The organism is Castellaniella sp. (genome assembly GCF_036379515.1).
Taxonomy (GTDB): Bacteria; Pseudomonadota; Gammaproteobacteria; order Burkholderiales; family Burkholderiaceae_B; genus Castellaniella.
Window position 1 is genome coordinate 1 of sequence record NZ_DASVGN010000020.1, and the last position, 16,156, is coordinate 16,156.

Annotated in this window: 15 protein-coding genes and 2 pseudogenes; 6 read left to right on the forward strand and 11 right to left on the reverse strand. The window is 63.3% G+C overall.

Annotation, left to right across the window (positions count from 1 at the left end; translation table 11 throughout):
* The 3 genes and pseudogenes from VF285_RS06470 to VF285_RS06480 all read right to left on the reverse strand — a co-directional run.
* A pseudogene (locus VF285_RS06470) lies at positions 1-272 on the reverse strand (C4-dicarboxylate ABC transporter); the annotation flags it as partial.
* A gap of 275 nt (positions 273-547) precedes the next feature.
* On the reverse strand, positions 548-1,846 hold the full coding sequence (locus tag VF285_RS06475) for a TRAP transporter large permease (protein WP_346951806.1): 1,299 nt from the start codon (positions 1,844-1,846) through the stop codon (positions 548-550).
* Positions 1,847-1,898: 52 nt separating this feature from the next.
* Positions 1,899-2,414, reverse strand: coding sequence for a TRAP transporter small permease (locus tag VF285_RS06480; protein WP_346951807.1), 516 nt, complete (start codon positions 2,412-2,414; stop codon positions 1,899-1,901).
* Positions 2,415-2,609: 195 nt separating this feature from the next.
* On the opposite strand from VF285_RS06480, the gene VF285_RS06485 reads away from it, so the two are divergent.
* Both VF285_RS06485 and ilvB read left to right on the forward strand, forming a co-directional pair.
* Positions 2,610-4,661 carry an autotransporter outer membrane beta-barrel domain-containing protein gene (locus tag VF285_RS06485; RefSeq protein ID WP_346951808.1) on the forward strand — a complete coding sequence of 684 codons (2,052 nt, stop codon included), beginning with the start codon at positions 2,610-2,612 and terminating at the stop codon, positions 4,659-4,661.
* A 177-nt stretch (positions 4,662-4,838) separates the two neighbouring features.
* Positions 4,839-6,644: a biosynthetic-type acetolactate synthase large subunit gene (gene ilvB, locus VF285_RS06490; RefSeq protein WP_346951819.1), complete on the forward strand. Its 1,806-nt coding sequence runs from the start codon at positions 4,839-4,841 to the stop codon at positions 6,642-6,644.
* Between the two features lie 50 nt (positions 6,645-6,694).
* Here the strand turns inward: ilvB and VF285_RS06495 are convergent, their stop codons facing one another.
* Positions 6,695-7,471: a TenA family protein gene (locus VF285_RS06495; protein ID WP_346951809.1), complete on the reverse strand. Its 777-nt coding sequence runs from the start codon at positions 7,469-7,471 to the stop codon at positions 6,695-6,697.
* Between the two features lie 79 nt (positions 7,472-7,550).
* Positions 7,551-8,414: a LysR family transcriptional regulator gene (locus VF285_RS06500; protein WP_346951810.1), complete on the reverse strand. Its 864-nt coding sequence runs from the start codon at positions 8,412-8,414 to the stop codon at positions 7,551-7,553.
* Positions 8,415-8,597: 183 nt separating this feature from the next.
* On the opposite strand from VF285_RS06500, the gene VF285_RS06505 reads away from it, so the two are divergent.
* Positions 8,598-8,966: a RidA family protein gene (locus tag VF285_RS06505; protein WP_346951811.1), complete on the forward strand. Its 369-nt coding sequence runs from the start codon at positions 8,598-8,600 to the stop codon at positions 8,964-8,966.
* A 10-nt stretch (positions 8,967-8,976) separates the two neighbouring features.
* Here VF285_RS06505 and thiM read toward each other — a convergent pair whose 3' ends face one another.
* From thiM to VF285_RS06520, 3 genes are read right to left on the reverse strand one after another with little or no spacing between them, the layout of a single operon-like run.
* Complete coding sequence (gene thiM, locus VF285_RS06510; protein WP_346951812.1) at positions 8,977-9,849, reverse strand: hydroxyethylthiazole kinase; 873 nt, start codon at positions 9,847-9,849, stop codon at positions 8,977-8,979.
* Between the two features lie 12 nt (positions 9,850-9,861).
* Positions 9,862-11,334: a sodium:solute symporter family protein gene (locus VF285_RS06515; protein WP_346951813.1), complete on the reverse strand. Its 1,473-nt coding sequence runs from the start codon at positions 11,332-11,334 to the stop codon at positions 9,862-9,864.
* The gene (locus tag VF285_RS06520; RefSeq protein WP_346951814.1) at positions 11,331-11,516 is read right to left on the reverse strand and encodes a hypothetical protein; all 186 of its coding nucleotides are present in this window, start codon (positions 11,514-11,516) and stop codon (positions 11,331-11,333) included. The genes VF285_RS06515 and VF285_RS06520 overlap by 4 nt, the downstream gene beginning before the upstream one ends.
* 339 nt (positions 11,517-11,855) lie before the next feature.
* Here VF285_RS06520 and VF285_RS06525 point away from each other — a divergent pair, with 339 nt between their 5' ends.
* The 3 genes from VF285_RS06525 to VF285_RS06535 are packed head-to-tail and all read left to right on the forward strand — an operon-like array spanning position 11,856 to position 14,622.
* On the forward strand, positions 11,856-12,839 hold the full coding sequence (locus tag VF285_RS06525; protein ID WP_414648088.1) for a TRAP transporter substrate-binding protein: 984 nt from the start codon (positions 11,856-11,858) through the stop codon (positions 12,837-12,839).
* Positions 12,840-12,843: 4 nt separating this feature from the next.
* Positions 12,844-13,329 carry a TRAP transporter small permease gene (locus VF285_RS06530; RefSeq protein WP_346951815.1) on the forward strand — a complete coding sequence of 162 codons (486 nt, stop codon included), beginning with the start codon at positions 12,844-12,846 and terminating at the stop codon, positions 13,327-13,329.
* Positions 13,330-13,344: 15 nt separating this feature from the next.
* Positions 13,345-14,622: a TRAP transporter large permease subunit gene (locus tag VF285_RS06535; RefSeq protein WP_346951816.1), complete on the forward strand. Its 1,278-nt coding sequence runs from the start codon at positions 13,345-13,347 to the stop codon at positions 14,620-14,622.
* Here VF285_RS06535 and VF285_RS06540 read toward each other — a convergent pair whose 3' ends face one another.
* From VF285_RS06540 to VF285_RS06550, 3 genes and pseudogenes are all read right to left on the reverse strand, one after another.
* A complete protein-coding gene (locus VF285_RS06540) occupies positions 14,623-15,342 on the reverse strand; it encodes an RES family NAD+ phosphorylase (protein WP_346951817.1) in 720 nt (239 codons plus the stop codon).
* Positions 15,302-15,682, reverse strand: coding sequence for an antitoxin Xre/MbcA/ParS toxin-binding domain-containing protein (locus VF285_RS06545; RefSeq protein WP_346951818.1), 381 nt, complete (start codon positions 15,680-15,682; stop codon positions 15,302-15,304). The genes VF285_RS06540 and VF285_RS06545 overlap by 41 nt, the downstream gene beginning before the upstream one ends.
* Positions 15,683-15,826: 144 nt before the next feature.
* Positions 15,827-16,156: pseudogene (locus VF285_RS06550) on the reverse strand (DNA topoisomerase III); the annotation flags it as partial.

A 16,156-nucleotide genomic window follows, 5' to 3' on the forward strand; every position in this document is an offset into this window, starting at 1 on the left:
TCGATCACGCCCTGGCGGATGGCCGTGAATTCGCGGGTCTGGTCGCCCTGCACCAGCGAGGTGCCGGGGTAGACCTTGATGTTGATGCGGCCGTTGGTCCGCTGGCGCACCAGATCGGACCAGATGACGGCGCCTTGCCCCCACGGGAACGTGGTGCCGACGACGATGGACAGCTTGTACTCGGACTTGTAATTGGCGGCTTGCGACGGCGCCGTGATGGCCAATGCGCCGATGGCAAGGGCCGTGGTGGCTATGAGTCGTTTGAAGTGCATGGTTGCTTCTCCTCTCCTGAAAAATCCGTGGTCCCTATGACCATTCATGATATCTGTGCCTGCCCGGCGCGGTTACCCGCCATTTCCGGCAGCGCCGCCGCGCCGCTACGCAGCTGCTCGTCTTGTCGTCGGCTGGGGCCTGCAGGGGGCCGGGAGGCACTGTTGGAGCCCACTCGTCCATTCCCGGCGCAGCCGCAAAATTGCGACCTGTGCCTCCCGGCCCCCTGCAGGCCCCAGCGAGCTCTGCGTCCTTAAATAGCGCTATGTCCTCAAACTCAATACCCCAGATAGTGCGGCAGCCACAGCGCCAGCTGCGGGAACAGCACCACCAGTATCAGGGCGCACAGCATGCCGCCCACCAGCCACAGCACCCAGCGTACCGTGCTTTCCATTGGAATCTGCGCGATCTTGCACGACACCATCAAATTCACGGCCACCGGCGGTGTGAACTGCCCCACCGCCACCATCAGCGTGAGCACCACCCCCAGCCACACCAGATCCCAGTGAAAGCCCATCGCCACCGGCTGGATCAGCGGCACGAAAATCAAGAAAATTGAAATCCCATCCAGGAACATCCCCGCCACGATCAGCAGCAAAATCAGCAGCGTCAAGACCCCGTATTGCCCGAGCCCCGAATGCACGATGCTGTTCGTGAGCGGATCGATGATGGACAAGGTGGACAGCGACCAGGCAAAGATGCCGGCCAGCGTCACGATCAGCATGATGACGGCCGACAATTCGCCCGCCTCGCGCAAGATGGGGAAGAGGTCGCGCACGCGCATGGTGCGGTGCACGAACATGCCGATGAAAAGCCCGTAGAACACGGCCACCACGGCGGCTTCGGTGGGGGTGAAATACCCCATGCGCATGCCGCCCAGGATGATCACCGGGGCGGACAGCCCCGGGACGGCTTCATAGAGGCTCTTCCAGAAGGGCGGGCGCGGCGTCTTGCGCGCTTCGGCCCCCATGTTGTGGCGCCGGGCGAGCCATACGGCCGGGATAATGAGGCCGATGCCGGCCAGGATGCCAGGCACCATGCCGGCGGCAAAGAGTGCCGGGACGGAGGCCTGCGGCACCAGGATCGAATACACGATCATGGCGATCGACGGCGGGATGAGGATGTCGGTGGCCGCCCCCGCCGCCACCACGCTGGCCGAATAGGCGCGCGGGTAACCTGCCTTGTTCATCGCGCCTATCATGATGGCGCCCACGGCGGCGGCGCAGGCTGGGCCGGAGCCCGAGATGCCGCCCAGGAACATGGCCACGCTGATGGCCACCACCGACAGCATGCCGGGGCCATTGCCCGTGATGGATTGCGCCAGCCGCACCAGTCGTGCAGCCACGCCCGAGCGGTCGAAGATCGAGCCCACGAGCACGAACATGGGGATGGCGAGCAGCGGGTATTTGGCCAGGCCGGCGTAGAAGCTTTGCGGCACCGCCATGAGGCCGAACCATTGGGTGGCGTGGTTGGCCAGGCCGATGGCCAGGGTGCCGGCGGCGCCCAGCGCGACGCCCACGGGTACGCCGATCACCATCAGCACCGCGAAGAGCCCGAAGAGCAGCGAGGCGATCATGCGCGTGGCTCCTGCGGGGCGTGCAGGCGCAGCGGTCGAAGGGTGCTCATGACTAGTGCCTCCAGGCGCGGATCAGCATGCCCAGAAGGCGCAGCGAAATGGTGATGGACAGCACTGGTAGCCACATCGAATACCACCAGACGGGTACGCCGATGGCGGGCGAGGTGTCGCCCCAGTTGAAGTCGTCGAACGCCATGCGGCCCAGCAACACCGTGAGCACCAGAAAGAACAGCAGCGTCACGGCAGTGGAGACCAGCGTGAAGCGCCGTTGGCGCTCGGTGCTGCCGCCGTCGGCCAGCATTTCGATGCGGATGTGCAGCTTGCGCACGAAGGCCGAGCCGCTGGCGCTCATGGTGAGCACGACCAGCAGAAAGATGGAGATTTCTTCTGTCCAGGCGAAGGATTCGTTGGTGAGGTAGCGCACGATCACGTTGGCCAGCGTGATGCAGGCGAGCGTCGCCATGCTGAGCACGGTGACCCAGTCTTCGAGCAGCAATGGGACGCGGACAGGCGGATCGGCGGGTGGGGAATAAGTTTCAGGGAGCGCGCAGGGCGGGGCGTCGGACATGGAATGTGTTGCAGGTGGAAATATGTGAAAGAACTCACATGCTAAGCGCAACTGTTTTGGCGTGCCATGCGAGGGATTACTAGTTTATGCGTTGTGTTGTGGCAGAAGTGTCATAGTTAACCCCAGCTTCGCTGCCTGGATGTTTCCTCGTATGGTTCGTTTTGTCACATCTGGTGACGACCTCGAGGAGAGACCATGAAGTTGAAGCATGCTGGACTCGTTGTTGGTAGTGTCTTGTGCCTGTTTTCCGGGTTTGCCATGGCGGAGCAGTTTTCCAGCCATGCGCTGGCCGATGGGCCGCCCAGACCTTTGGCCGCGTTTTCTGCAGGACTTCTTGTGGCGCCTGGGACTCCGTCCCCGGCGCCAGATTTTTGGACGGACGCTTTTGGCCGGCATTTCAAGGTGGATGAGCGGCACCTCGTTTTGACGCAGGACAGCAGCCGGACGGCCGCTACCGTGCTCCTGCGGGGCGGACTTGAACTCGCGACGGATGGCGCATTGGGCGCAGATTACAACCGGCTCACCATGGTGCACGGCACGAGCCTGGTGCTGCGAGATGGCGTCACCATGCGCCAGACCGTCGAGGTGCTACCGGGTGATCCCGTAGGTCTCCTGCCGCCCGGGCTGCCGCTATCGCCGGTGTCGGGACCAGGGTGGGCCACGCTGCGGGTGGATCAGGGGGAAGCGCACCTGGGCGGCATGATGACGCTGCACGCCCCCGTGGTGAAAGAGGGTGCAGGGACGCTGCATCTGACCGAGTTCAACCAGAGCGTGACGGGCGATGCCTTCACGGTGCAGAGCGGTGGCCTGCGCATGGATGGCCTGTGGCTAGGCGGCGCCATCCGTACCGGTCCCGGCACGGTCTTGTCGGGCACTGGATTCATTCAAGAGGCCCGAGTGGCAGGCCACCTGCTGCCGGGGAGCCCGGATGCAGTGGGTACGTTGATGTTCGATCAGCACCTGGAACTGGGGCCTTCAGCCCGGACGCGCATTCGTATCGATACGTCGGGACAGACCGATCAGCTGTTCTCCTGGGGGACGATGCATCTGGATGGCGACCTCTGGGTGGAGGCGCAGCCAGGGGACTGGACTCCACAGACGCGCTGGACCATTGCCGAGGCTCAGGGCGGGTTCGAGGCCGCGCCAGCGACGTCGTTGGCGTTGCGCGCGGGGCCCGCAGCCGTGCCGGCGTCTTCGGGCGGCAGCGGCTTTGCCCGTGTACAGAGCAATTTGAGGTACCTGAGCCCGGTGCTCACGTATCTGCCCACAACGCTGGTGCTGGGCCTGGCGTATAACCGGCACGGGCTCAATCGTATCGATGGTCTTTGGCGCAGTGCCTTGGTCGAAGATAGCCGGTTCGTGCGCGAATCGGCGTTGACTCATGCGCAAGCGGAGGGGGCCTGGGTGCAGAGTTGGGGATTCAATGCACAGCGTCCCGCAGACGATGACCTGCCCGGGGATGATCGTGACATCGCAGGCCTGCAGCTCGGGGTGACTCGGTCCCTGGCGGGGGATGGGAGCAGAGGGTCCCCGTGGCGACTGTCGGCTTTTGTGGGAACCCAGTCTACGGACCTGAGCAGCCGCTATGACCCGGAAGTGCGCCATGGCGCGCGGGATCTGGGGGTGCATGCCGGTCTGGGAGTATCCGGACGTGTGGCAGCCAATCTGCGCCTGGCGGCCGGGGTGGCGCATGCCTGGCATTCGGCCCGTCTGTGGCGCAAGGCCGATCCGGGCGAGGCCCCTTTGCGCACCCGGAGCCGCGCACAGCTCACGCAGGGGTGGCTGGAAGCGCGGTCCGATCAGCCCGTGCCTGTGGGTGACTGGGGATGGACGCCGTACGCGCGTGTGGCCTGGCTGCAGTTGAGCCGTGCGGCGGCGAGCGAAGCGGGCAGTCTGGCGGCCGTCACCTTGGACCCCCGTCGTGAGCAGCGCTGGGTGAGCCATGTGGGGATGCAGTGGCAGCGTCACTTTGACACGGCCCATGGTCCTGCCCGCCTGATCGCTGATCTGGGGGTGCAGAGCCATGGGGGCCCTCGGGGGCTGGAGAGCTCGCAATCCTATTGCGCCGACCCGGGCCAGACCTGGCGTGTGTCCAGCCCGCCCGGGTCTCGTCATGCGGTGAACCTGAACCTGGGCGTGGACGCGCCGGTCGCCAGGAACGCTCGGCTGACCCTGGCCTATGGTGGTCAGTATGCCCCGCGCCAGGTGCAGCACGGCGTATGGTTGGGGGTGAGCATCGCAGTCTGAGCCTGTAGGGCTGCAGTGTCGCAGCGGGGGAGTCGCGGCCCGGCATTGCGGCTCGGGCAGGCTAAACTAAGACCTTCTCCCCGTCTGTCTGTGTGGCCCATCGTGAATGCCCCCGTCTCTTCTTCCCTGGCGGCGCGTGCCGTCAGGGATTCCGTGCGTGAATCTTCCGTTTCTGGCGTGGCCGCCAGTGGTTCGCCCCCGCCCGCAGCCGTTCGCAATGGTGCGCAGGTCTTGCTCGACACCTTGATCGCGCTGGGGGTGGATACGGTCTTTGGCTACCCCGGAGGGGCGGTGCTGCCGCTGTACGATGCACTCTACGGCGAGCCCCGCATCCGGCATATCCTGGTGCGCCACGAGCAGGGAGCCGTGCATGCGGCCGAGGGCTATGCTCGCACTACGGGACGCACCGGCGTGGTGTTCGTGACGTCCGGGCCGGGCATGTCCAACACCACCACGGGGCTGCTGGACGCGCATTGCGATTCGATTCCGGTGCTGTGCATCAGCGGTCAGGTGGCGACCAGCGCCATTGGGACGGATGCGTTTCAGGAATGCGATGCGGTGGGCATTTCGCGCCCGGTGACCAAGTGGAACGCCCAGGTCAAGCGCGTGGAAGACGTGGCGGGGCTCACGGCCAAGGCCATGCGCCTGACGCGCAGTGGCCGTCCAGGCCCGGTCTTGCTGGATTTTCCCAAAGACTTGCAGATTGCCCAGGTGCCGGCCGAATACACGGTGGCGGCGCCTGAACCCGTTCCCGTGGTTGAAGCCTTGCCGCCGGCCACGGAAGCAGCGCTCAAGCGTGCGGCGGCGCTGATTGCCAATGCCCACCGTCCGGTGTTCTATGGCGGGGGCGGGCTCATCAATTCAGGTGTGGACGCCTGCCAGGCGTTTCGCAGCCTGGTGCAGGCCACAGGCGCACCTTGCACGCTGACCTTGATGGGGCTGGGGGCCTATCCGGCCGATGACCCGCAGTTTCTGGGCATGCTGGGCATGCACGGTACGCTGCAGGCCAACCTGGCCATGCACCACGCCGACCTCATCGTCTGCGTGGGGGCGCGCTTCGATGACCGCATCACGGGGCGCTTGTCTGATTTTTGCCCGTTTGCCGAGAAAATCCACCTGGACGTCGACCCGGCCTCGATCAACAAGGTGGTCCGCGCGGACGTTGCTTTGGTGGGGGACTGCTATCCGCTCTTGCGGGCGTTGCATAAAGAGCTGGGGCAGTTGGCGTCACCAGAGGCTGCGGGCCGATCGGCGTCTGCCGCTTTGGGGGGCTTGCCGCCTGCCGCGCAGCGCCTGGCCGACTGGTGGCAGCGCATTGCCGTGTGGCAGGCGCGTGACTGCCTGAAGGTGACGCCCTCGGACGAAGTCATCCTGCCGCAAGACCTGATGCAGCGCGTCGATCGGCTGCTGGACGGCCAGGATGCGATCGTGTCCACCGACGTGGGCCAGCACCAGATGTGGGCCGCGCAGTACATCCGCATCCAGCGCCCGAATCGGTGGCTGACTTCGGGCGGTGCGGGCACCATGGGGTATGGGCTGCCGGCCGCCATCGGCGCGCAGGTGGCGCACCCTGACAAGACGGTGGTGTGCGTCAGCGGTGATGCCTCGGTGCTCATGAACATCCAGGAACTGGCCACGGCGATGCAGCACCATGCGCCGGTCAAGCTCATTTTGTGCAACAACGGCCACATGGGCATGGTGCGCCAGTGGCAAGAGCTCATCCACGAGGGCCGCTACAGCCACAGCTACAACGCGTCGCTGCCCGATTTCGTGGCGCTGGCGCATGCCTTTGGCTGGGGCGCTGCGCGGGTGGAGCATCCCGGTGATCTGGATGCGGCGCTGGCTGCGTGCATGGCGCACAACGGCCCGTATTTCCTGGACGTGGCCGTGGTGCCGCTGCAGAACTGCTTCCCCATGATGCCCGCCGGCTGCGGTCACCAGCAGGTGATGCTGTCGGAAGACACCTGGTATGTAGAGGAGTAGGAGCGAGCCAGCGGGGTGCCGATGAGCACGCGTATATTGCGGCAATAGCGTTATTTATTGGTCGCGCGCTCCCACCCTTGCAATTCATGGGCACTGGCCCAGAAGTGCCACTCGTAGAGGCAGGCCTGCTCAAAGGCGTGGTTCATCTGCTGGCGCTCAGGGTCCGTTGCTGCGCCGTACTGATCCTCGAGGATGCTCACCGCCTGTCGGGTAGAGTCGTCGAACTCGGGGCTGCTGTACGCGGCGATCCAGGTGGCGTAGGGATGGTCCGCCGCCAACGAACCGGCACGTTCAGTCAGGACTTTGCCCATGTGCGCATAGACCCAGAAGCACGGCAGGACGCCCGCCACCCCCACGGCATAAGACTCGGTGGCCGCCGTGGCAAGCAGATACGACACATAGCCCAAGGTGGTGGGAGAGCTCTCGACGTGAGTCGGGTCGGCCGGCAAGCCTTCGGCGGAGGAACGGGCGTTCGTTGCAGATTGGCGGTGCCTTGCGGCCAGCTGGGCGCGGGCCTGAGCCAGGCGCGTATCGGCCAGCAGCGCCTCGTGCATTTCTTCTTCGACAGTGATGGCCGAGGCCGAGGACTGGGCCCAGAATCTGGCCTGGTCCCGTTGAGGAGCTTTGGCGGCGAGCAGCGACATGGCGCGAGCGTAGCCGATGAGGTACAGGCTGTCTTGCCGGATGTAGTTCGCGAAGCCGATCGGTTCCAGTGTGCCCTGAGCGAGCTGGTTGAGGAAATCCAGGTTCTCGGTGCGCTCGATGATGGGGCGTACCCGGTGCCAAATCGCGGAGGTATGGGGGCCAGCGGAAAAATCAGGGGTCATGAGAGATCCTCGGTCAGAGAAGGGCGTCTGGACGTGCGACGTGTCATGTCAGGCGCCGAATGTAGCATGACGGTAGAAGTCAGTGAATCAGGTCCCACAAGACGGCGCCGGCCGGGCTGAGTCGCCGGTCCGGGTTGCGGATCTTGCGCAACTCCCGCCACGAGGCCGGGTCTGTGGGGACGGTAAATCGCAGTGGCCCTTGGCGTACCTGGACCGTATTTTCCGGCAGGATCGTCACACCCATGCGGTTTTCGACAAAGGCCAGCAGAGCGGTGGTATTGCGCACTTCGATGGTGCTGATTAGCCGAAAGTGCTCGACAGTGGTTGAACTGGTTAGCTGGAACAAGGAGTTGTCGATCACTGTCTCCAGCGCCAGCAAGTCCCAGGAGGGCAGAGCGCCCGCCTGCAATGCTTTGGCGATGGGCCCGTCCGCATGATGCACGATCCCCAGTGCATGGCGCCCTATCACTTCGCCGGTTTGCAGAGTGCTGCCTGCGGCGGTCGAGACAATGCCGATATCGGCTTCGTCGCTCCGTATTCTTCGAAAGATATCTTCGGTGTTGACGTCACTGATCTCCAGCCGCACGTCGGGCAGTTTTTGATGGAATTGCGTGATGACAGCGGGCAGCAGGCCGATGGTCGTGGAGGGGACGGCGGCGATGCGCACCAGCCCGGCTGTCGCCGTGGCGTAGCGCTGTATCGTGGCTGCGCTGCGGTCGAATGTGCTGACGGCGCGGGTGGCTTCTTCCAGCACGCGTGCCCCAAAAGGGGTCAGCCGGTTTTTTCGATCTGTTTCGAATAAGGGGGCGCCCACTTCTTCTTGCAACTGTGACAAGGTCATGGAAAGTGCCGATGGTGTCCGGTGCAGTACCTCGGCTGCCTTTTGCAGCGATCTCGCTTGCGCAACGACTTTAAAGACACGCATCATTTCAAGCCGAATCATTTCAACTTTCCTGAAATTTTGTTCAATATTTTAAGATTGAATCAATTCGAGATGCGCCCCTACCATTTCACATTCCACATTCCACATTGCAAAAAGGAATTTTTGGAAGCTCCACATGGTGGAAGCGCCTCTGTCCATCAATGGTCAGAGGCAAGCAACCCTTCATAGACTCAGGAGAAAGAAATGACTGTTCAGAATACGATCGAGCGCCTGGCAGGTTCGGACCGCTACAGCAAAGCCGTGAAATACGGTTCCGTGGCCTATCTGGCGGGGATCACGCCCAAGGAAGGCGTTGGGGACATCCAGCGCCAATTTGCAGAGGTGTTGCAGACGGCAGATGCCACGCTGGCCGAGCTGGGCGTTGACAAGAGTTTCATCCTGAATGCACAGATCCTGATGGCCTCGCTGGATCGGGACTATGCGCCCATGAACGTTCTGTGGTCCGAGTGGCTGAAAGACTCGCCCAAGCCGGCGCGCACGACGTGTGGCGCCCGGCTCGCGCGCTCTGGCGTTCTGGTGGAAGTCGTCCTGACGGTGGCGCTGCAGGGTTGATGGCTGCGGGCTACAGCCCGCACGAATCCGGCATCTCGCGGACTTCCACGTGCACCTGGGCGTGGGCCATGCCTTCTGACCGCAGGGTATAGAGGGCATCGATGAAGGCGACGGCAAAGCTGCCGGGGCCCGCCGCGGTCTTGCCTGCGGCTTCGCCCGCGAGCTTGAAGTGGGCATGGGCCGCAATGGCGGCCTCGAAAGCACCGGGATGGCTTTCCCCGTGGGGGACGGCGCTTTTGCCAGCATGCACGGCCGCCAGATACGCGGCCGTCAGCGACCCCAGCGAACAGCCCGTGCCGATGACGAGTGGCATGAAGGCATGCCCCCCGCCCACGCGCGCCACACGCACGGTGCTGCCCGAGACGTCCACGATGGCGTCGCAGGCACCCGATACGGCGACCACGGCACCGGTGGATTGCGCCAGGCTCATGGCGGCTGGCAAGACAGCGTCGACTTCGTCGGTCGCGTCCACCCCGCGCCCCCCTGCGCCTTGCCCGGCCAGGGCGGCGATTTCAGAGGCATTGCCGCGTATCACCGTAGGGTGGTTTTCAGCCGCCTGGCGGATGCGTTCGGTGCGAAACGCAATCACGCCCACGCTGACCGGGTCCAGCACCCAGGGTTTGCGCAGGCGGTGGGCGACGCGGATGGCCGCATCGGCAGCCAGCAGCTGCTGATTGGTCGCGGTACCGAAATTGATGAGGATGGCATCGGCCAGCGCGGCGAACTGGCCTGCGTCGGCCTCGTGGTCCAGCATGGCCGGTGCTGCGCCCACGGCCAGCAGGACGTTGGCGCTGAATTGCTGCACGACCGTATTCGTGATGTTTTGAATAAGAGGCGCAGCCGCGCGCAGCTGCGCGTGCAGGGCGGGTAGATCAAGGGCCATGACAATTCCTGCTTATTTCACTTGCCGGTTGGCTTTGGCGATGAATTCCTGGGCGCGATCGGTCGGGGCCTGGGTGAAGAGGCTCACGACGATGAAGAGCACGGCCGACACCGGCAGTACCCAGACGCCCGCCGACAGCCCCAACGGCCGGATGCCGGTGGCAAACAGGATGAGCACGATCGCACTGCCACCCAGAATGCTGGTGAGAGCACCTGCTGCGGTACCCCGCTTCCAATAGAACGCGCCAATGATGGCCGGCACCACGACGGCAAGGCCGGTAGAGGCTGCCACTGACAGCACGGCGATCAGATTGAGCTGCAGTTCTGCAAAAATCAGCGCCAGCACGGCGACGACCAGCAGCACCCATTTGCCGAAGCGCACCTGCCGGGCGTCGTCTGAATGGCCTGCCGCGTGGGCGTAAACGTCGCGCGAGAGCATGGACGAAAGCGTGAGCATGATGGAGTCGATAGTTGAAATGGCCGCTGCCAGAATGCCGATCATGACGATTTCAGCCAGCACGGGTGGCACCATGTCGGAACCCAGCAGCCGCGGTGTGGCCAGGTCGGCCTTGGGCAGGCCGGGCAGCGCGATCATGGCGCTGAAGCCCCAGGTGACCGATACGATGGTGTAGATGAGGCCGAAGCACAGAAAGCCGATCAGCATGCGGCGCAGGGCCGACAGGTTCTTGGGCATGAACAGGCGTTGGCTGACCTGGGGGTTCGACAGGCTGAAGAAGAACCAGGGCAGGCTCAGGCCCAGAAAAGTGGCAAACGAAAAGAAACCCGGGCCGGGCACGGTGAGCACCTGGCCCTTGACCTGGCTCAGATGGTCGAACATCACGCCCAGGCCACCGAGGTGGTGCACCACCAGCAGTGCCACGGCGGTGGCTGAGACCAGCATGAACAGGGCCTGCAGCGCGTCAGTCCACATGATGGAGCGCATGCCGGCGATGTACGAGAAAATGAGCGCGACCACGGTGGCGAAGATCGTACCCGTGGTGAAACCGATGGCTCCATGGCTCATGCCGGCGAGCAGGTAACCCACGCCGGCCAGCTGGACGGCGGCATAGGGGATGAGGAACAGGCAGTTGGTGAGTGCTGTGGAGACCGCCACGGGCTTGCTCTGGTAGCGGTGGCCCAGCATTTCACTGGGGGTGATGTAGTCGTAGGCCTTGCCCACACGCCAGAATTTGGGCCCGAAGATGGCCACCAGCGACACGCCGACGAAGTAGACGATTTCGAAGCCGAAAGCACCCACCCCCGCCGTGTACGTGAGCCCGGCCAGGCCCACGAGCATGAAGGCGCTGTAGGTGGTGGCGCTGTAGCTCAGTGCCGAGACGAAGCCGCCAAATCGCCGGGCCCCCAGGAAGTACCCTGACATGCTGACGTTGCGTCCGTTGGTGATCGCATCGCGCGCAAGCCAGGCGACGTAGATGGCGATGATCAGGTAGATGACGACGCCGATCCAGATGGAGGTGGCACTCATTCGTCCTGCTCCTTGAGGTCACGGGTGGCGACAAGGTTGAGCAGGATCACCAGCACCCCGGCAACGGTCCAGAACAGGAAGCTGCCGTACCAGGCGTTGACGTGGTCCAGGAACAGGTAGGGCACCGCATAACACAGCAGTGCCAGAATCCAGATGCAGGCGAGGCTGAGGGTTCTAGCCATGGTGATCTCTGACGTGAGTGAAAAAGCGCCGGTGGCCTTGTGGCTCTTGGGGTGGCGGACAGGTGAGTGGTGGAAGCAACTATGCTAGCAGTTTCGTTCTGTCACGTTGTGATGTGCTGTGGTCATGGGTGTTCAGTTCGTTTTCAGAAAAATGGAAATGCATGGGCGGAGTTACCCTGAATGTGTATCCATACTGTCCACAAAAACTGGTTTCGCGTTGCCAGCATGGCGGGATCGTGTTTGAATACCTCCGGGTTTTTTTCGTTGAAACGTTTTGTTTGCAGCCTTGCAGGCAAGTGGTGACAACGCGACACAAATAATCGATAGGGAGATTTCGTCATGTGGGGAAGCAAGCGATGGGCTGGGTGGTTGGGCGCTGCGGCGCTGGTGGGTGCAACGGCAGCCGCACCGGTGATGGCGGCACAAACGACGCTGAAGATGGCGTATGCGCTGTCTGAAACTTCACACTACGGGGTGGCAGCGGCCGCGTTTGCCAAGTCGTTGGAGGCCAGTGACCCGAACTTCAAGATCCAGCAGTTTCCGAACAGTCAGCTGGGTGGTGAGCGCGAGGTCATCGAGGGCCTGCAGTTGGGCACGATCGACATGGCCATCGTGTCCACGGGCGCGACGCTGAATTTCGTTCCGCAGACCGGGGTGTTCGATATCCCCTTCCTGTTCCGTGATCTGGCGCATGCACGCAAGGTGCTCGACGGCCCCATCGGGCAGAAGATGCTGGCCCAATTTCCCAAACGCGGGTTGGTGGCGCTCGCCTGGGGCGAGCAAGGCTTTCGTCATTTGACGAACAATGTGCGCCCGGTAAAAGAGCCGGCCGACATCAAGGGCCTGAAGATCCGCACGACCGAGAACCCCATCCACATTGCAGCCTTCCGCCAGCTGGGTGTGCTGGCCACGCCCATGGCCTGGCCCGAGGTGATGACGGCGCTGCAGCAGGGCACCATCGATGGGCAGGAAAACCCCCTGTCGGTGCTGGTGTCGGTGAAGATCTGGCAGGTGCAGAAGTATCTGTCGCTCACGGCCCACGTATATGGCCCGGCCCTGATTCTGGTCTCGCCGTCGGTCTACAACGGTTTGTCGGACGCCGATAAAGCCAAGTTCAAGCAGGCGGCCAAGGATGCAGTCGTGGCCATGCGCGCCTACGTGGACAAGGTCGAGACGGACGGGGTCGAAATCCTCAAGAAGAACGGCATGCAGGTCAATACCGTGGATCACGCGGCCTTCGTGAAGGCGGTCGAGCCAGTGTATCCGCAGTACTACAAGCAGTTCGGCAAGGACCTGGTCGAATCCATCCGCAATACGCAGTGATTCCATGCGTGCGCTCAGTCTGATCGACCGCGGGCTCTTTCGTGGGGTGTCCTGGGTGGCGCAGGCCTTGTTGTGGTCTGCGGTGGCTGCTGGCTTTTATCAGGTGCTGGCGCGGTTCGTGTTCGAATCACCCTCGGCCTGGTCCGAGGCCTGGACACGCGCGGCCATGATCTGGTCGGTCATGCTGGGGGTGGCGCTGGCGTTTCGCCAGGGAGCCATGTTGGGCGTGGACTTGCTGCACAATCTGCTGGCGCCACACAAGGCACGGTTGCTGGAACATCTGGTGTTGCTCATCGTGGCCGGGTTCCTGGTGTTTCTCGCCTGGGTGGGCATCGACATGACCTGGCGGGTGCGGTTTCAGACCATGCCCAGCCTGGCGGTGTCGATCTCCTGGGTGTATGTGTCCATTCCCATCGGCGCAATTCTGTCGCTTCTGGGTGCGGTGGCCTGCTGGGCAGGCCCGCGTACCCGGCATATTGAAACCAACTGAGCCGGAGACTCCCGCATGTCGCAGTTGATGGTGGTCTCCATGTTGCTGTTTTTTGGCCTGACGGTGCCGGTGGCGGTGTCGATCGGGCTGGCCTCCATGGTGGCAGTGGGGGCCGACGGCCACATGACCTGGCTGGTGATCGCGCAGCAGCTGTATGCCGCGATGGATAAATACCCGCTGGTGGCCGTGCCGTTTTTCATCCTGGCCGGCAACCTGATGGAGGCAGGCGGGATTTCCGAGCGCATGGTCGAGTTTGCCAAAAGCGTGGTGGGTGGCGTACAGGGCGGGCTGGCGTGCAGCTGTGTGCTGACCTGCATGATCTTCGCGGCCGTGGCGGGCTCCAGCGTGGCGACGACCTTTGCCGTGGGCTCGATTCTCATCCCGGCCATGGTGAAGCACGGGTACCCGGCGCCCTTTGCGGCGTCGTTGCAGGCGTCGGCAGCGGAATTGGGCGTGATCATCCCGCCCTCCATCCCCATGATTCTGTTTGCGGTGTCCACCGATACTTCGGTGGGTGAGGTCTTCATTTCAGGGATCGGGCCGGGCATCCTGATTGTTGTGGCGATGATGCTGTACGTGTGGCTGTACTCCCGCGCGCACGGCTATGGCATGCATGATGGGGACAACCGCCTGCCGCTGTGGCCAGCATTCGTGAAGGCCTGGTGGGCGCTGCTCATGCCGGTCATTATCCTGGGTGGCATCTACGGCGGTATTTTCACCCCAACCGAGGCCTCCGCCGTGGCGGTGGTCTACGCGCTGGTGGTGGGCGTCTTCGTTTACAAGCGTCTGGATGTGAAGACGCTCTCGCGCACGTTCCACCGCTCGGTGGTGTCCACGGCCATCATCATGTTCATCATCGCCAATGCGGGGGTGTTCGGCTTTCTGCTCAACCGCGCCGGCGTGCCCATGGCGCTGGGCGAATGGCTCGGCCACCTGTTTCACAGCCCGCTCACCTTCCTCATGGGTGTGAACGTGGCGCTGTTCATCATCGGCATGTTCATCGAGACTTCGGCGTCCATCGTGGTGCTGGCGCCGCTGCTGCTGCCGGTGGCCACCCAGTTTGGCGTGGACCCGGCGCACTTTGGCGTGATCATGGTGGTGAACCTGGCTCTGGGTATGGTGACACCGCCCTTTGGCGTGAACCTGTTTGCTGCCTGCACGGTGGCCAACGTGCCGATCGAAAAGCTCATCCGGCCCTTGCTGCCCTTCGTGGCGGTGGTGCTGTGCTGCCTGATGGTGATCACCTACGTGCCAGATCTGTCGCTGTACTTCAGGGACCTGGTGTATCGGTGATCAGGCCCAGTGGGCCATGTCGAAGCGCAGGGATTCTCGATCTCTGCGCAGTGTGACGGCATCGTGCGAAACGGCCATGAACCAGGTTTGCCGCCCGGGTAGTGGGCTGGGCCTGGCAAAACCGCTGGGGCTCAGAAGAGCCAGGCACCAGGCTGCTTCTGGGGCGCGTACGGATCGATACAGGATGCTTTCGATACCGGCTTCCCGTGCGCTGCGGGCAAGCGCCTGGGTCGCGCCGTAGCTTGAAGCGTGCTCCCACAGATTTTTGTCGACGGTAAAGGGGTCCTGCTGGAGGTTGATGCTGTGGGGCGAATCGATGTCGACTTTGAAGGCGGTATGCGCGACAGGGTCCAGGTGGTCGAGGCCAGCCGAGTCGCACAGGAATCGCCAGCGCCAGTAGCCCAGTTCCGCTGCCGCGGCCCGTACAGACTCGGCCCCGTAGAACACGCCAGGGTCAGGGGCCGCACGGAAACGTGATCCCGTCCGATGAGGGTGGTAGCGAAAAGGCGTAGCCAGCAGGTAGTGGAGCTGCTGTGTCCCCGGTGCAAGCGCAGGCTTGCTGGATTCGAGCAGGCCTTCGAGCAGGTCTTGTTCGTCGTGGCCGTCGACCAGCTTCATGGTTGAGGCTACGTGCTGCGCCTCGACCATGCGCCATGCCTGGCCTTGCCAGGGCCGCGCTTCAGACGATAGCGCGTGAGGCGTCCAGGTATTGAGCGACATGAACCAGGCCTTCGGTGCGGGTGATCAGGTCAATGGGGCGGCCGTTGAGCGCCCGGTTGTCGGCATGCAGCCATTGTTGAGCAGCCACCGAGGTACCCACGATCGAGTCCAGCGAGCGGAACACGCGGACCAGCAGCAAGGCGAATTCCCACTCTTTGCGCCTGGAGTCCAGGACGTAGAGTCCGTGCGTCAGGCGGCTGACTGTGGCAGCGCTCAAGCCCAGCACTTTGGCGAGTGTGGCTTGTGGGATGGCGAGTTGGTCTGCCGCCCGCGTGACGGCTTTGCCGAGCACCTGAGCAGGATCGGGGGCGGGCTGGGTGTTGATGACACGCAGAGTCATGACAGACTCCTTTGTTGGTTCCACAGAAATATTATATATGAATAATTTCTATGGAATTTAGAAAACGTATCTCTTCATCGAGACTCGCCCCGAGTCCGCACAGGCTGTCTCGCCTCAGCTTTGCTCCCTGACTCCAGCGGGTCCTCAGAACGCCGCTTCGTCGTCGGTGGCAGGGGTGGTTTTTTTGGTGGTTTTTGAAGTGGTCTTTTTGCTGGCGGGTTTCCGGGCGGCGGGTTTTGCAGCTGCTTTGGTTGCACCTGCTTTGGCAGAGGTGGCTTTGGTCTTGGTTGCTGTGGCCTTTGCCGTGGCTTTTGTCGTGGCTTTTTCGGTGACCGGCGCTTTTGCAGCCTTGGTCGCTTTGCTGGCCTTGGCATCGCCCGCCTTGGGGGCGCGGGCTTCGAATTCGAAGCCGATCTTGCCGTCTTTCTGGCGCACCAGGTAGGCCTTGAACTTGCGGTTGGTGCGGCTCGAGAC

Bases quoted from the DNA above. Each gene is read 5' to 3' on its own strand.
- VF285_RS06475 (WP_346951806.1), bottom strand. From the start codon at position 1,846: ATGATCGCCTCGCTGCTCTTCGGGCTCTTCGCGGTGCTGATGGTGATC.
- VF285_RS06480 (WP_346951807.1), bottom strand. From the start codon at position 2,414: ATGTCCGACGCCCCGCCCTGCGCGCTCCCTGAAACTTATTCCCCACCC.
- VF285_RS06485 (WP_346951808.1), top strand. From the start codon at position 2,610: ATGAAGTTGAAGCATGCTGGACTCGTTGTTGGTAGTGTCTTGTGCCTG.
- VF285_RS06495 (WP_346951809.1), bottom strand. From the start codon at position 7,471: ATGACCCCTGATTTTTCCGCTGGCCCCCATACCTCCGCGATTTGGCAC.
- VF285_RS06500 (WP_346951810.1), bottom strand. From the start codon at position 8,414: ATGATTCGGCTTGAAATGATGCGTGTCTTTAAAGTCGTTGCGCAAGCG.
- VF285_RS06505 (WP_346951811.1), top strand. From the start codon at position 8,598: ATGACTGTTCAGAATACGATCGAGCGCCTGGCAGGTTCGGACCGCTAC.
- thiM (WP_346951812.1), bottom strand. From the start codon at position 9,849: ATGGCCCTTGATCTACCCGCCCTGCACGCGCAGCTGCGCGCGGCTGCG.
- VF285_RS06515 (WP_346951813.1), bottom strand. From the start codon at position 11,334: ATGAGTGCCACCTCCATCTGGATCGGCGTCGTCATCTACCTGATCATC.
- VF285_RS06520 (WP_346951814.1), bottom strand. From the start codon at position 11,516: ATGGCTAGAACCCTCAGCCTCGCCTGCATCTGGATTCTGGCACTGCTG.
- VF285_RS06525 (WP_414648088.1), top strand. From the start codon at position 11,856: ATGTGGGGAAGCAAGCGATGGGCTGGGTGGTTGGGCGCTGCGGCGCTG.
- VF285_RS06530 (WP_346951815.1), top strand. From the start codon at position 12,844: ATGCGTGCGCTCAGTCTGATCGACCGCGGGCTCTTTCGTGGGGTGTCC.
- VF285_RS06535 (WP_346951816.1), top strand. From the start codon at position 13,345: ATGTCGCAGTTGATGGTGGTCTCCATGTTGCTGTTTTTTGGCCTGACG.
- VF285_RS06540 (WP_346951817.1), bottom strand. From the start codon at position 15,342: ATGTCGCTCAATACCTGGACGCCTCACGCGCTATCGTCTGAAGCGCGG.
- VF285_RS06545 (WP_346951818.1), bottom strand. From the start codon at position 15,682: ATGACTCTGCGTGTCATCAACACCCAGCCCGCCCCCGATCCTGCTCAG.